The following is a 15,903-nucleotide window of genomic DNA, read 5'->3' on the forward strand; positions in this document are numbered from 1 at the left end:
ATGCTCGTTAAATAGCAACTTTCCTTTCAAAAAAGCTCTATTTTCTTCACAATTTACATAAGATCTTAAAAGACCTTTTTTATATACTTTATCAAATTCATCTAAAAACATAGTGATAAAAATCTCAAACAAAGACATATTAGAAACTTGCAAAGAAGAGATATTGCTATTTTTAAATGGAGAATTTTTTAAAGTTTTTAGCATATTGATTAAAAGATTTTTGGGGTTGAAATTAAAATCTTCTCCATAAAAATTCTCATCACTTTTGGTTTGATCTATTTGTTTTATATCATAAGCTTTTAGTAGTTTTTCTTTCGATATAGCAGATGGTTTGCATTCTTCATTTTTATATCTATCTAAATTTGTGCATTTTGGCAAGATCTCCAAAACACCACTTTTAGTTTGTATAATGCCTACATAATTTTTAGCTTTTAAAGTATTTTTATTTTTAAAGCCTAGAAGACTTTCATTATTTTTTGCAAAGTCTTCTAGCTCTTTATAAAACATTTCAGCTTTTTCTTTTAAAATTTCTTTTAAATCTTCGTTAGAAAAGGTTTGGTATTCGATAATAGAAAAGGTATTATTATTTATCATTTTCATATATTTTTATAAAAGTGCTTTTATCCCAATCTTTGCTATTACTAAATTTATAAATACCATTATCTCTTTCTATAAAATTTGTAATATTTTTCAAATAATCATTATTTGTATCTTGTTTTTCTAGCATACCATTTTCATTTAAAACCGCGTCAATCAATGCATAATCATTATAAAAATACTCTTGCAAAAGCGGAATGATTTTGTTTTGAAAAACTTTTTTTAATTTCTCTAAATTATCAATACCTATAAAAAATGCATGTCCTATAGTCTTTTCTCTATCTAGTAAGTATTCTATGCGAGTATTTATAGATTCTAATAATTTTTTTAAATTTACATCTTTATATTTTGATTTTTCTAACTCTTCAACATCAGGCATCATCTCGATAAATTCAAAACGTCTTCTTAATGCTGTATCAAGTGAAGTTATACTTCTATCAGCCGTATTCATAGTGCCTATGATATAAACATTTTTAGGCACTCCAAAATCTTTACCACTATAAGGTAATTTTACTTTTATTTCCTCTTCTTCACCTATCCTTTTGCTAGGCTCTATCAAGGTTATAAGCTCACCAAAAATCTTACTTACATTACCACGATTAATCTCATCTATGATGATTATAAATTTCTTTTTTGTATTATCTTCTACATCTTCAAGATTATTTGGTTGGCTTATCTTTGCTAATAAATCATTAGGATTAATTCTATATAATTCATAAACGGTTTTTTGCACTAAAATTTTATCATTATTCAAATCAAGAATGTTTATTTCATCATTTTGAGAAATCCAACTAACTTCTCTATATGTTTGATATTTTTTGTCTTCATTATATTTAACATCGCTTGTAATAATTCCAACACCCTTTATAGTTTCTGAAGTATTAAAAACACATACTAAATCCCCTATTTGCATGTATTCTACAAAACTTATTATGCTATTTTTATCATTTGAACCTAAATTTAAAAAACGTTCATCTTTGTTCTTTGGAATATCACTCCAACCTATACAAATTTTATTTTTTTCAAAACACTCACTTCTTAATGAAGCATTGGCCCCTAAAGAAATTTTCCAAACTTTTGAATTTTTATCGATAGATATATCATTGTTAATTTTTCTTTTTTTATCCAAAGCTTTTTCACAAAGTTCTTTAAAAATTCCATCTTTTATTTCGTATTCTATTTTCTTAGAATTTTCCTCTCTATCTATGTGAGGCTTTATACCTTCTACGAATTCTTCATATCCATAGCTTTGATGAAAAGTAGTAAAAACTATTTGTCCGTTTTTAACATACTCATCAAATTTTACTTTTTTATCATCTCTATTTTCTAAATTTTCATTTAAAATCTCTAAAGCTTTATCTATAGTGTGATAAGTTTTCCCCGTTCCTGGAGGCCCATAAAGAATTTGATTTAAAGGTGGATTTTTCATATTTAATTCCTTATCCATTATTTCATTATTTAAAAATTGTCTTTCAAAATTGTATAAAAAAGTTCTATAATGCTTTAAAGCAACAGAATACATTTTATTTCCATTATTATTTTTTAATACAAATTTATTATTTTTATTTAATTTTTCTATATTTTGATCAAAATTATATAAATTGCAACTATATAAATTATCTTTCAAAAATTCATTAGATATATTTTCTACAGCTGAAGCATATTTTTTTATGCTAGAAGTATCTATATTTCTTTTACTTAAATATTCACAAAATAATTTTTTCATTTTTTTTATGTTTATTCCATACTCAACCCATAAAGGAATAGCTATATTTTCTATCATTTTGATTAATGATAAATTTTTATTTTCTAACAATTTCTCATAAATTTGATATATTTTTAATTTTTCTTTAAATTCATTCAAAGATATTAAGTCTAAAACATTTTTAGAAAAAATATTAACTATTTTTATATTATTTACATCTTGATAATGAAAAGCTATTTTCCATTTAGTAGCATCTCCAAAATCTATATTTTCTATAGTTTTAAAGTCATTATTTTTACTTGCTTGTATTATATCTACAATTGTTTGTTTTATTTTATCAAAAGCTTCATCTTGATTATTTCCATATTTAGATAACCAAGCATAATTGTCATTGTAAATTTTACCTTTTAAATTTTCTTTATCATCATTAGAATTTCTTTTATATATACCAAATTTAAAACTAGAACCACCCCAAATACTTCCTATATCATCGAGTTTATTTTCTATCCAAAAAGTAAAATCATTTCTATCCGGATTATCCTTTTTGGTGCTAGTATACTCTTCAAGAGTCATATCTTTAACTTTTTCCAAAGTCCAAATTTTTTGAAATTCTAAAAAATTATTCTTTATATTTTTCTTTTGTTCTTCGTTTAAATTAATATTCATACTATTTCCTTTTAATCCACAACCGCAAATAACTTGCAATTTTTATAATATCTATAAAATCTTTCCCTATTTTTATTCATAGTTTTTAAATAATTAAAAACAGGTGAAGTCCATTTATAGCCTTGACTTTTTGTATGAAATTCATCTATTAATTTATCATCTTGATAAACATACACACTCATGCCACCATTTTTTACAACTGCTTCTTTAAATTCATCTTCATCTTTTGGAAAATGATAATACACATTACCATTTTTATCTGCTTTACTGATTTTATAATCATATTTATTTTCAAGCATTATACGCCTTTTTGCTTTTATATTTAAATTTAATTATACAAAAGATAAGTAAAAATTTAGATTTCTAAATTTTTACCATTGTATGAAGGTTTTAGCTTTTCTTATATCGCTAAAATTTATAGTAGTTTTTTCTTGAGTTTCTAAATTTTCTAAAGTGATATTTTCATCATCTACGGCGATGATTTTTGCTTCGATTTTTTCTTTTTCACTAGTTGTGATTTTTACAAGTTCGTTAATGCTTTTTGCAAAATGCTCGATTTTGCTAAGTTTTCTCTCAAGCCCACAGCTTGATACTTCTAAAAAATACTCCCCACTCACAGGTGGCTCTACATCAAAAATAGGCGATAAAATTTCGCTAAGTCTAGCACAATCATCAAGATTTACCCCACCTTCTTTTTGCACATAAATTCTATAAATCTTTCTACCATTTTCACTTGTTAGCTCATCATCATAAAAGCTAAGCCCTGCTTCTTTACAAAGTGCTTCAAGATTCATTTTGTTCCTTTTTGATTTTTTCAAATAAAGCATCCATGTGGTTTTGATACTCTAATCTATCATCAAATTTAAAGTGAAAATTCGGACATCTATACCATCCTTGCTCACTCATGCAGTAATTTTGCAAAGCACGGGCAGCTTTTTTAAGTTGATTGAGTATGATTTCTTGCTCTTGGGCATTAAAAAACATTTTATCTAAATACACAAAAGCATCGTATCTGCCTTTTTTACACTCCACATCTACTACACACAAGTTTTTTAAAGCTTCATTGTCTAAATTTGCTAAAGCTTCTGGTATAAGTTCTTTTAAAATGCTTTCTGTGCGTAGCTTTTTGATTTCAGCTGGGTTCATAGGCTTACTTGTTCCTCAACTTCTTTGTAACTTTCTATATAATCTCCCACTCTCATATCATTACAACCTTCTATGCCTACACCGCATTCATAGCCTTTTGCAACTTCTCTTACATCATCTTTAAAGCGTTTGAGTGAGCTTACATTACCTTCAAATACCACAACCCCATCTCTAATGAGTCTGATTTTCGCACCACGATTGATCGTACCTTCTGTTACCATACAACCTGCGATTTGTCCTAATTTTGGCACATTGATCACTTGGCGAATTTCAGCTTGACCAAGTTGTTCTTCAGAGATGATAGGACTCATCATACCACCTAGCAAGGCTTTTACATCATCAAGCAAGTTATAAATAACATTATAAGTTTTTATCTCTACGCCTTTATCTTTAGCACGTTCTTTAATCTCACCAGTTGGACGTATATTAAAACCTAAAACGATAGAGTTTTCACTAGCACTTGCAAGCTCTATATCGCTTTGAGTAATCCCACCTACCCCACTATGGATGATATTAACCTTGATCTCATCATTTTTAAGTTTTTCTAAACTAGCCTTAATCGCTTCAAGTGAACCTTGCACATCTGCTTTTAAGATCACAGGAAGGGCTTTTAAATTGCCTTCTTTAATTTTAGCACCAAGCTCATCTATACTTACTTTAGTGGATTTGCTTAATTCTTTTTGGCGGTTGTATTCATGGCGTTTATTAGCATATTCTCTTGCTTGTTTATCGCTATCTACAGCTATTAGCGTTTCTCCTGCATCAGCTACTTCACTAAGACCTATGATCACCCCGCACTCACCTGGGCCTATTTCTTTTAAAGCTTTGCCTTGATCATCACTCATAGCACGCACCTTACCATAAGCTTCCCCTGCTACGACAGTATTTCCCACTCTTAAAGTACCATTTTGCACGATGATAGTAGCCACAGGACCTCTACCTTTTTGTACTGAAGATTCTATAATACTTGCTTTAGCATGAGCTTTTGGGTTTGCTTTAAGCTCTAAAATATCAGCTTGCAATAATACAATTTCAAGTAAATCCTCTATACCATCACCCTTTTTAGCTGAAACTGGTACAAACTCATGACTTCCACCCCATTCTACTGGCATGATGTCCATTTCTGCTAACTGAGTTTTTACCATGTCAGGATTTGCGTTTTCTTTATCCATTTTATTAATAGCAATGATGATAGGTACATTAGCTGCTTTTGCATGATTAATCGCTTCTTTAGTTTGTGGTTTTACCCCATCATCTGCAGCTACTACGATAATAACAATATCCGTTATACTAGCTCCCCTTGCACGCATAGCAGTAAATGCCTCATGGCCTGGAGTATCGATAAAAGTGATTTTTCTACCATTTTTTTTCACCATGTAAGCACCAACATGCTGAGTGATCCCACCTGCTTCACCACTTGCAATGCGTGATTTTCTTATATAATCAAGCAAAGAAGTCTTACCATGATCCACATGCCCCATGATAGTGATAACTGGAGCTCTTTGGCTTAAATTTTCTTCTGTTTGATTTTCATCATAGTCTTTTACATAATCAAACTCATCAGCCTCATCAATGATATTAATCTCCACGCCAAATTCAGCAGCAAGAATTTCTATAGCATCCTCATCCAAAAAGTCATTTTTAGTCGTCATCATGCCAAGCATGAAAAGTTTAGAGATAACTTCTCCGGTGTTTTTACCAAGTTTTTCAGCAAATTCATACACACGAATTTCTTTAGGTATACTTACGCTTGTGATCGCTTCGCTTTCTTTTTTCTCTACCTTTTTAGGTGGCTTTTTACGACTTCTTCTTTGTATACCACCCTCGCCAAATGGATTGATAGAATTATTTAAAGATTGCTTTAAAATATTTGGTTGTTTTTTGTTTGCTGGTTGTGCTGGTTTGTTTTCTTTTACACTAAAATCAGGTAAAACCACCATATCATCATCTTCTAAAGAAATATCAGCAAAGTCTTTATCTCCCAAAAGATCCATTTTAGTAGTACTTTCTTTTTTGCTTGCTACAGGATGATTTTTCTTTTCTTTTTTCTTTCTTTTTAAATTCTCATCTGAATTTGAAAAAATCATACTAAGGCTTAAACCTTGAGTAGCTTGTGTACTAACTTTTTCTTCTTTGTTTATTTGAGTTTCTTTGCTTTCTTCTTTTTTCTTTTTAACGATGACCAAGCCTCTTCTTTTGGCTAAATTTAAATTAGAACCTAGCTTTTCATCGAGTTTAATTTCTTCTTTTTTTTCTTCTAATGCTTCATTTTTTATAGGATTTTCAGGTTGTTTTTCTTCTTTTTTTATTTCATCTTTTTTTTCACTTACTGCTTTAGTAGGGCTTTTACCTTCTTTTTTAGTAGTAGTTTTTTTCTCTTCTTTTTTGCTTTCTTCTTTTTTAGTAGTTTTTTTTGCTGCACTTTCTTTTTTAGGTTTGGCTACTTTTTTTACCACATCCAGTATTTCACCGGATTGAACGTATTGATAAATCGCCTCTGCAATTTCAGAAGATACTTTTTTGTTAGGGGATTTGATATCTTCTAAGCCCATTTCATTGGCTTTTTCTATAATTTCTTTACTTGTATATCCTAACTCTTGAGCGATCTCGCTAATCTTTACATCTGCCATTAAAAAATATCTCCTTTAAATCCTGCTGATTTATATTACCATGAAAATTGCCTTTGCAAGCTCTCATAAAAGCCCTTTGCAATGTTTTTTCATCTTTATCAAAACATGAATTACAAATATACAAACTCCTGCCAAATTCCACTTTAGTGATAATTTGAGAATTTTTTATTTGGAATTGATGCAAACCTTGCTTTTCATAACGGCCTTTGCAAACAATGCACATTCTAATGGGTATATGATTTTTCAAAATTATATCTTTTTTTTGGAATTTTTAGCAAATTTTAAAGCCCTCATCATCAAATTCTAAAAGCTCAACTCTAAATTTAGCAAATTTATTTTTGATTTTTTCTTTGATTTGTTTAGCATCATCTTTATAAGCTAGAGTAAAAAAACTCGAGCCTGAACCTGAAAGCGTGCTCATGAGAGCATTATTATCTAAAGCTAGTTTTTGCACTTCAAAAAGCTCGGGCAAAAGCTTCATTCTTTGATTTTGATGAAGTTTATCCAAACTTGCATATTTTAATAAATCATATTTTTTCTCTAAAAAACAAGCAGTTAAAAATGAAGCATGGCAAAGATTAAAAACACCCTCTTCTAGGTTGATTTTTTTAGCTAAAACTGCTCTTGATTTTTGAGTATTCATCGCTACATTTGGTATGGTTATAACAGCTTGTAAGTCTTTATCCACTTCTTTTTTTATAGCTAAAACTTTTTCATTATGAGTTAATGCACATACAAAACCTCCAAGTGCTGCTGGAGCTATGTTATCTGGATGGTTTTCATATTTTAAAGCTTCATTTAAAATGATATTTTTATCCGCTTTAAACCCACTTAATTCATAAGCACAAGCAATGGCTCCAACTATCACAGCAGAAGAACTTCCCATACCTCTAGCTAAAGGGATATTATTTTGAAAAATAAAGCGGAAATTATCTTTTTTACCACTAAGCCTTTGATAAATTTCATAAAAAATATTAACAAAGGTATTGTTTTTTTTAAGATAGATATTATTTTCACCTTCTCCGTGTATGCTAATGCTAAAAAATTTAGATTTTTCAACTATGGTTTGATTAAAATATTTTAAACTCAAACCCAAGCAATCAAAACCAGGACCTAAATTTGCACTTGTAGCAGGAACTAAAATCTTCATTTTTTACCTTAATTAATCGCATCTAAAACATAAAAAGGCGTATTTTCTTTACTAAAATTTAAACCTTTTAAACTTTGGGGCATAAAAAAGCTTCCCGCCTGTGTCTTTTCTAAAATAATTTCATCATCTTTTTTTACAAAACATAAATGCTTATTAGCGGCTATAGGAGCGTTATTGTTTAACTCAAAAGCACTAATAGCTTTTAAAGGAATGTTTTTAACTATAGCTAGGGTTTTAAAAGAAACATAAGAAATCTTTATACCCATGTAAGAGCCTGGTCCATGCACATAAATAAGCTTTTCAAACTCATATTGTAAAAGTAAATCTTGCAATATTTTTGGCAAAACTTCACTAACTTTTAAATCATTCTCAATGGTTTTTATCAATACATCGTTTTCATAAATACCAAGCATCAAAGGTTTTGCTATGGCATTTAAAAGTAAAGTAACCTTTTTTATGCAAAAACCTTTTCATAAACTTTATATGCACTTTTTTCTAAACTTACCACTTCATAAGCACTAGGATCTTTTAAAAGTTCTTTGGTTAAAAGATGATTAAGTTTGTGCGAACCTGCATAAGAAGTATAGTCTCCAAAAACTCTACATCCAAGTAAGGTTAAATCCCCGATAGCATCTAAAATTTTATGGCGCACAAATTCGTCTTTAAAACGCAAACCTTCAGGGTTTAAAATACGATTATCATCAATTACAACAGCATTTTCTAAACTTCCACCAAGACCTAAATTCATAGCTCTTAAAGCTTGAACATCTTTTAAAAATCCAAAGGTTCTTGCTCTTGCTATTTGCTCTATGTAGTTTTGTTTGCTAAATTCAAAACAATAATTTTGCTTACCTATGATAGGATTATCAAATTCGATTGTATAGTTTATAATAGGCATATCCGTAGGACTTAAACGCACAAATTTATTGCCTTCTTTTACTTCTACACTTTTTTTAATCACTAAAATTTTTTTAGCCACATCAAGCTCTTTTATGCCTGCTTCTTCAAGCATCATACAAAAGCCTATGCTACTACCATCCATTACAGGAGCTTCATTAGCATCTAAAACTATGCGCACATTGTCAATACCATAAGCATTAATCGCGCTCATTAAATGCTCTATAGTAGAAACATAACCTCTATGATCGCCTATTACAGTAGCCATTTGCGTATCGATGACATTTTCAGGTTTTGCTTCATAAGAAATTCCTAAATCACTTCTATAAAACACTATACCACTGCCAGCTTCCAATGGCTCTAATTTTATACTAATAGGCTCACCCTTGTGCAAACCTATGCCAACACCTTTAACTTCTTTTGCTATTGTTGTTTGATTCATTTTTATTCACTCAAAATTCTTTTTTTGCTTGATTCTAATACATTATAGATATTTTCTTTTATCCATTTTGCATCTTGCCATTGCTCAGGACGCACTTCAACTCCTTGTACTAAAACACCAAAATGCACATGATCTCCAAGTGCTAATCCTGTGGTACCTGTAGTGCCTATAACATCACCTGCTCTAACTCTATCTCCTACATTTACATCCACATTAGTGCAGTGTCCATAAAGAGTATAAATACCAAAGCCATGATAGATAATAATATTTAATCCATAAATTCCATTTTCTTGCACAAATACCACTTCACCATCGTTATTACTAATGATAGGTGCTTCTTTTACACTTGCTAAATCAAGCCCCATATGATAAGAGCTACTAAACGCTTGATTATTATAAGAATAAAACCTATGATCAGCATAATCAGCTACTTTTTGGCCATTTTTTAAAGGTTTGAAAAGATTAACTTTAAAATTATTAATCATAGTATCAGGAACTTTACTTGTAATATCATGAATAATAACTTCATTAGAAGCTCTTAAATCTTCATTCACAAATTTAAATTTTTCAAGTCTGCTTAATTCTCTATCTTTTGGAGCATATTTTTGTGCTAAAAATTCGATCTTACCATCTAAAAATCTATCACTTACTTTTATATTTGATACACGGTATTTTTTATTAGTAAAATAATACCTAATTCTTTGTTTGTTTACATTGCCTGCTTTATCTACTGCCACCACATAAGCTCTAAAGTGCTCATCAGTAGCCTCCCAAGGAATCAAAGCAGCATAATATCCTTCTTTTACATAAGGAGTTGCTTTAAAAATTTTATCTTTATCAGTTGTGATATAAACTTCTTGTAAATTCTCATCACTTGCTTTAAATACCACACTACCTACTCCGCCTTGTTCGATTTGGTAAGAATTATCTAAAATTTCTACAAGTGGTTTTTTGGTATCAATGATAACTTTCACTTCTTTAAGCGCTTGATTTCCTAAAAAGAAATTCCAAAAACTACTATCACTTGCTTCTATTACAAGTTTATAAGAATCAACTTTTTCTTTATAAGCTGGTTTTGGTAATTTTAAATCAAAATGAATGCTTTTTTTATTGCCTTTAACATGCTCATTAACAAGTATTTCACCATTTAACTCATTTGCCTTAAATAAAGTAACTTTTATATCTTTTAAAGCACTTTCATCGCTTACTTCTATGGATATAGGATCTGTTAAATTACTATAAATTACATCTGATTTTGTTTGAATTAACGGAGGATTTTTTTCAAACAACTTTGTATTTAAAACAAACACCACAAAGGCTAAAAGTATTAAAAAAACTACAAAAATCCATTTTTTATTTGATCTTTTACGCGCAAAAACCATATTTTCACTTTCAATCTATTTTTTTTAAAAATATATTATTCTTTAGCAAATTAAGAGTAAATTATAAAGAATTTTATAGAATTTCTCTTAATTTATTTGCACTTTTAATCCAAGTTTCAAGCTCATTTATATCACATTTTTCTATCATTTTTTTACACTCTTGTAATTCTTTTTGAAATAAATCAATAGAATTTAATAAATTTTGTTTATTTTGCTCAAAAATACCACTCCACATTTGAGGGTTTGATTTAGCAATCCTACACATATCTTTAAAAGAAGGACCACCTAGGTGGGCTATGTTTTTTTTGTTTTCTTCTTTCATTACAAAATTTGCCAAAGAAAAACTAATCACATGCGGTAAGTGTGAAATGATAGAAGCATGATGATCATGCGCGATACTATCCATAAATACAAGCTTCATTCCTAAATCTGAAAAAATTTCTATAGCTCTTTTTTGATGAATATGATCAGCATTTTGCACATCACACAAAACACAAACTGCATTTTTATATAAATCTTTTATAGCTGCATTTGGACCACTATTTTCAGTTCCTGCCATAGGATGAGCTGCGATAAATTGACTTTTCAAATAAGAAGGTAAATTTTTAATAATTTCTTCTTTTGTACTTCCAAGTTCAATGATAGTACAATCTTTAGAAATGCCTTGAAATTCTTTTAAAATTTTTACAATAGCTCTTACAGGGATAGCTAAAAAAATCACATCACATTTTTTCAACTCTTCAAAAGAAACAATTTTATCTATTAACTTTCTATCTAGTGCAATTTGCTCAAATTCTTTGTTTATATCATACCCACAAACTAAATCTATTAATTTATTCTCTCTTAAGCTAAGGCCTAAAGATCCGCCTATTAAGCCAAGTCCGACTATACCTACTTTCATAAATTTTCCTTAAAAAGCATTAGTTAAAAATATTTTGGTATTATAACGATTTTGTATATAAAAATTTAGGTAAAATGATGAAAAAATGGTTTGTTTTCTTTGCACTCTCAAGTTCTTTATGTGCAGCTACAATTAAAGATATCAAATTTGAAGGCTTATCGCAACTTTCTAAAGAAAGTGCTATTGCGATTTCTAAATTAAAAATAGGACAAAAAATTGATCCTGCTAGTATAGATACAGCAATTAAAAACCTTTTTGATAGAAATTATTTTAAAGATATAGTAGTAGAAGAAAAAAATGGGGTGCTAACTTTTAAAGTAATAGAAAAACCTTCCATTGGAAAAATAGATATTCAAGGTATAGCAAGTAACGATAGAAAACAAATAGAAAGCCTTGTTGGTTTAAAACCTGGAATTTTATATGATGAAAATTCAGCTAAAGACGCAGCCGAAAAAATCAAGCTTTTTTATCAAGCCAAAGGTTTTTATGACACTGTTGTAGAAATCAAAGATGAAAAATTAAGTAATTCAAGCTCATTGAAACTTACTTTTGTTGTAAATCGTGGAGAAAATATCATCATAGAAAAAGTGCATTTAAGCGGTGCAAAAAATTTAAGTTATTCAGATGTTGAACCTGCAATAGCAAATAAACAAAGAGAAGCCCTAGGCTGGATGTGGGGTTTTAATGATGGTAAGCTTAAAATCTTTGATTTAGCAAATGATAGCTCAAGAATTTCAGATGTATATTTAAAAGAAGGTTATCTTGATGTGAGTGTATCTCCTGCTTTTTTAAATACTTACACAGATACTTATCAAGCTGATTTGACTTATTTTATCAATGAAGGCGAGGTTTATAAAGTTAAAGGGATTAAAATTTTTAATCCAATTTTTAGTGATGAAGAAAATGAAGCTTTAGTAAATGATTTAAAATTAAGTGTTGGAAAAATAGTTAATATAGAAAAACTAAGAGAAGATATAAAAACCATAGAAACTAAAACAGCAGATTTAGGCTATGCTTTTGTACAAGTTATACCTGATATACAAAAAGATAAAGAAAATCATGAAGCTATGATTATTTTTAAAGTCATACCAAATGAAAAAGTATATATAAGAGATGTCATCATCTCAGGTAACACCAAAACAGTTGATAGAGTTGTTCGTAGAGAACTTTATCTAACCGAAGGTAATCTTTATAATAGAACTGATTTAATGGACTCAAGAAATGCTCTAAGAAGAACTGCGTATTTTGAAAATGTAGATATTAAAGAACAAAGAGTAGATGATACGCATATTGATTTGATAGTAGAAGTCAAAGAAGCTTCAACTGGGGCTATCTCAGGTGGTATTGGTTATGGGACTAGTGATGGAATTTTACTTAGTGCTTCATTATCTGATGCAAATATCTTAGGTTCTGGTATGAAAGGAAGTGTAAGTATAGACAAAGGCGATGATACGCTTTCAGGTAGAGTATCTTTAAGAAATCCTAGAGTGAATGATAGTGATTATTCTCTTGGAGGATCATTATATTCAGATCGTTTAGAATGGGATAGCTATGATGAGAGAAATTATGGTTTTGATATAAGTGTTGGTAAAACCTTAGGAAGATATACAAGCGTTGATTTAACTTATAATCTTGAGCAAAGTGATATTTATCATTTAAGTGATCGCTTAATCGCTCAAGGATATAAACTTGGAAAAACTTATAAAAGCTCCATTACTCCTTCAATAGTATTTAACAATACAGATGATTATTATCTACCAAGATCAGGTTTTATCGCTTCAACCTCGCTTGAATATGCAGGCTTAGGTGGAGATCAAGAATTTATAAGCTCTACTACTAAATTTAATTATTATCAAGGCTTAGAAGAATTTATAGGTTGGGATTTAATTTATCGTTATAAAGCAAGTTTTTATAAGGTATGGGATCAAGGTTATTTACCTATCAATGAAAAATTATATCTTGGGGGTATAGGAACCATCAGAGGTTTTGATAGAAGAAGTGTAAGCCCTAAAAATGCGTGGGGCGATGAAACAGGTGGTACAGTGGCTTTTGCTAACTCAGTAGAACTTAGCTTTCCAATCTTTGATAGAATCAAACTAAGAGGAAGTGTATTTTTTGATTATGGTGCTATAGGTGAGAGTTCTTTAAGTCAAATTCAAAGATGGAGTACAGGTGTTGGTTTTGAGTGGCTAACTCCACTAGGTGCTTTAAATTTAGTTTTTGCTAAACCATTTAACACTAACTCGAAAGATGATTTGAGCAAATTTGAGTTTATGTTGGGTGCAAGATTTTAAAAATACTAAAATCTTGCTATAATTTTGAAATTTTATTTTAGGTAGAGATAATGAATTTTTTAGATATTTTTTCTAGTATAAGACGCAAACAAGCTACTCCAAATGAAGCTCCAAATCACTGGGTTAAATGTAATTCTTGTCATGCGTTAATGTATTATAAAGAAATAGAAACTTGTTATAATGTTTGTCCTAAATGTAATTTTCATATGAGATTAAACCCTTTAAAACGCATCGAGCTACTTAGCGATGAAGGTACATTTGTAGAAATGGATAAAGATTTACATGCAATCGATCCGCTTAAATTTGTTGATAGCAAATCATACAAAAAAAGATTAGCAGAAAATGAAGAAAAAACAGGAAGAAAAAGTGCCATAATAAGTGGCGAGTGTAATATAGATGGCATTAAAACTCAATTAGTTGTTTTTGATTTTTCTTTCATGGGAGGAAGTTTAGGCTCAGTAGAAGGTGAAAAAATTCTTAGAGCTATTGAAAGAGCGATTGAGAAAAAAAACCCTGTTGTTATAGTGAGCGCAAGCGGTGGAGCTAGAATGCAAGAAAGCACTTATTCTTTAATGCAAATGAGCAAAACAAGTGCAGCGTTAAAACTATTAGCAGAAGAAAAACTTCCTTATATTTCAGTATTAACCGATCCAACCATGGGTGGAGTAAGTGCATCATTTGCTTGGCTTGGAGATATCATCTTAGCTGAACCTGGTGCTTTAGTAGGTTTTGCAGGAACTAGGGTAATTAAACAAACCATAGGGGCTGATTTACCAGAAGGCTTTCAAAAGGCTGAATTTTTACTTGAACATGGATTGATTGATGCGATTGTGGAAAGAAGCGAACATAAAAAATTTATAGCAGACTTTTTAAGATTTTTTTCTAAAAACTAAAAAATGCAAATCAATCTTTTAAGCATTCAAAAAAACAATAACGATGAATTTAGCAAAATAGATGAGCATTATATTAAGCTCATCAAAAAATTTTGCAGTTTTAATGATACTTGTATTTTTAATAATAAAATCAATCAAGCACAAAACACTAATACCATAGAAGCAAAAAAATCTTATACAAATGCACTAATTCCTTATAAAAAAGGTTTTTGTATAGCCTTAGATGAAAAAGGTAAAGAACTTACAAGTGTAGAATTTGCAAGATTATTACAAGATAAAAATGAAATTTCTTTTTTTATAGGCGGTGCTTATGGATTTGAGCAAGAATTTATTGCACAAATGCACACAAGCATAGCTCTTAGTAAAATGACTTTAGTGCATAAATTTGCCAAAACTATGCTTTTAGAGCAAATTTATCGTGCATTTTGCATTAATACAAATCACCCATATCACAAATAGGAGCGTTTATGCAAGAATTAAATCTTGAAGAATTTAAAAATATATTACTTCAAAGACAAAAAGAAATTTTACAAGAGCTTCAGGGCAATATAAATAATATCCATAATCTACAAGATAGTGAACCTAGAGATGAAGTTGATTTGCAACAAATTGACAATAGCTCTCATATTGACTTTAAAATCAATGAAAATTTAAAAGCCGAGTTAGAAGAAATTAAACATTCATTAAGCAAAATAGATAACAATACTTATGGTATTTGTGAGTATTGTGAAGATGATATTCATCCTGAAAGACTTAAGGTTAAACCTCACGCAAAATACTGTATCAATTGCCGTGAAACCCTAGAAAAAAGGAAAGAGCTATGAAAATAAGATTGTTTTTCTTTGCAAGTTTAGTTTATCTTTTAATTGTTGCAGCCTTAGTTTATAATCTAAACTTAGGAAATTACACTTTCACAATTTCTACTTTTGAATTAAATTTGCCTATTAGCTTATGGGTTGTTTTACCTGCTTTATTTTTAATGATATTAGCATTAGCACATATGAGTTTTTATGGCTTTTTAAAACATTTACAATATAAAAATCTAATTAAAGATAGTAAAAATTATGAAAATTTTATTATTGATATTTTTTTAAAAAAAATGAGTAGGGTTAAATTTAAAACTCAAGAATTTCAAAATATAGCAAAAAACACTCAAGCTCTTTGTTTTAAAGAAAAAATTCAAAATCCTAAAATAGATGA

The 15,903-nt window shown here is 29.5% G+C and carries 15 protein-coding genes and 1 pseudogene; 5 read left to right on the forward strand and 11 right to left on the reverse strand.

Going from position 1 to position 15,903, the window contains the following annotated elements; all coding sequences use genetic code 11:
* The 11 genes from L8W55_RS07245 to L8W55_RS07295 form a co-directional block, all read right to left on the reverse strand.
* On the reverse strand, positions 1-594 hold a 594-nt coding region (locus L8W55_RS07245; RefSeq protein ID WP_412175275.1), incomplete at its 3' end, for a 5-methylcytosine restriction system specificity protein McrC.
* Positions 584-2,968: an AAA family ATPase gene (locus L8W55_RS07250; RefSeq protein WP_263678033.1), complete on the reverse strand. Its 2,385-nt coding sequence runs from the start codon at positions 2,966-2,968 to the stop codon at positions 584-586. The genes L8W55_RS07250 and L8W55_RS07245, both read right to left, overlap by 11 nt.
* An 11-nt stretch (positions 2,969-2,979) precedes the next feature.
* Entirely contained in the window at positions 2,980-3,267 is a 288-nt protein-coding gene (locus tag L8W55_RS07255) for a hypothetical protein (protein WP_263678034.1), read from the reverse strand.
* 72 nt (positions 3,268-3,339) lie between these two features.
* On the reverse strand, positions 3,340-3,762 hold the full coding sequence (gene rimP / locus L8W55_RS07260; RefSeq protein ID WP_039625257.1) for a ribosome maturation factor RimP: 423 nt from the start codon (positions 3,760-3,762) through the stop codon (positions 3,340-3,342).
* On the reverse strand, positions 3,752-4,114 hold the full coding sequence (gene rbfA, locus L8W55_RS07265) for a 30S ribosome-binding factor RbfA (protein ID WP_257397653.1): 363 nt from the start codon (positions 4,112-4,114) through the stop codon (positions 3,752-3,754). The genes rimP and rbfA overlap by 11 nt, the downstream gene beginning before the upstream one ends.
* Entirely contained in the window at positions 4,111-6,744 is a 2,634-nt protein-coding gene (infB, locus tag L8W55_RS07270) for a translation initiation factor IF-2 (protein WP_263678035.1), read from the reverse strand. Before infB ends, rbfA begins: the two co-directional genes overlap by 4 nt.
* Positions 6,745-7,015: 271 nt before the next feature.
* Complete coding sequence (thrB, locus tag L8W55_RS07275; protein WP_263678036.1) at positions 7,016-7,894, reverse strand: homoserine kinase; 879 nt, start codon at positions 7,892-7,894, stop codon at positions 7,016-7,018.
* Between the two features lie 8 nt (positions 7,895-7,902).
* Positions 7,903-8,307, reverse strand: a complete 405-nt coding sequence (locus L8W55_RS07280; RefSeq protein ID WP_039627839.1) for a glycoprotease — start codon at positions 8,305-8,307, stop codon at positions 7,903-7,905.
* Between the two features lie 41 nt (positions 8,308-8,348).
* Positions 8,349-9,233 (reverse strand): UDP-3-O-acyl-N-acetylglucosamine deacetylase, encoded by an 885-nt coding sequence (lpxC, locus tag L8W55_RS07285; protein WP_214099828.1) that lies wholly within the window; start codon positions 9,231-9,233, stop codon positions 8,349-8,351.
* 2 nt (positions 9,234-9,235) lie between these two features.
* A complete protein-coding gene (locus tag L8W55_RS07290) occupies positions 9,236-10,615 on the reverse strand; it encodes a M23 family metallopeptidase (protein WP_263678037.1) in 1,380 nt (459 codons plus the stop codon).
* Positions 10,616-10,688: 73 nt separating this feature from the next.
* Positions 10,689-11,516 (reverse strand): prephenate dehydrogenase, encoded by an 828-nt coding sequence (locus L8W55_RS07295; RefSeq protein ID WP_263678038.1) that lies wholly within the window; start codon positions 11,514-11,516, stop codon positions 10,689-10,691.
* Between the two features lie 77 nt (positions 11,517-11,593).
* On the opposite strand from L8W55_RS07295, the gene bamA reads away from it, so the two are divergent.
* The 5 genes and pseudogenes from bamA to L8W55_RS07320 form a co-directional block, all read left to right on the forward strand.
* Entirely contained in the window at positions 11,594-13,810 is a 2,217-nt protein-coding gene (bamA, locus tag L8W55_RS07300; protein ID WP_263678039.1) for an outer membrane protein assembly factor BamA, read from the forward strand.
* Positions 13,811-13,860: 50 nt separating this feature from the next.
* On the forward strand, positions 13,861-14,703 hold the full coding sequence (gene accD, locus L8W55_RS07305; RefSeq protein ID WP_263678040.1) for an acetyl-CoA carboxylase, carboxyltransferase subunit beta: 843 nt from the start codon (positions 13,861-13,863) through the stop codon (positions 14,701-14,703).
* 3 nt (positions 14,704-14,706) lie between these two features.
* Positions 14,707-15,162 carry a 23S rRNA (pseudouridine(1915)-N(3))-methyltransferase RlmH gene (locus tag L8W55_RS07310; RefSeq protein WP_263678041.1) on the forward strand — a complete coding sequence of 152 codons (456 nt, stop codon included), beginning with the start codon at positions 14,707-14,709 and terminating at the stop codon, positions 15,160-15,162.
* Between the two features lie 8 nt (positions 15,163-15,170).
* Positions 15,171-15,527 (forward strand): RNA polymerase-binding protein DksA, encoded by a 357-nt coding sequence (gene dksA, locus L8W55_RS07315; protein ID WP_087699412.1) that lies wholly within the window; start codon positions 15,171-15,173, stop codon positions 15,525-15,527.
* Positions 15,524-15,903 (forward strand): annotated as a pseudogene (locus tag L8W55_RS07320) (hypothetical protein); the annotation flags it as partial. The gene dksA and the pseudogene L8W55_RS07320, both read left to right, overlap by 4 nt.

Source organism: Campylobacter sp. FU_520 (assembly GCF_025772385.1).
Lineage (GTDB): Bacteria > Campylobacterota > Campylobacteria > Campylobacterales > Campylobacteraceae > Campylobacter_D > Campylobacter_D lari_C.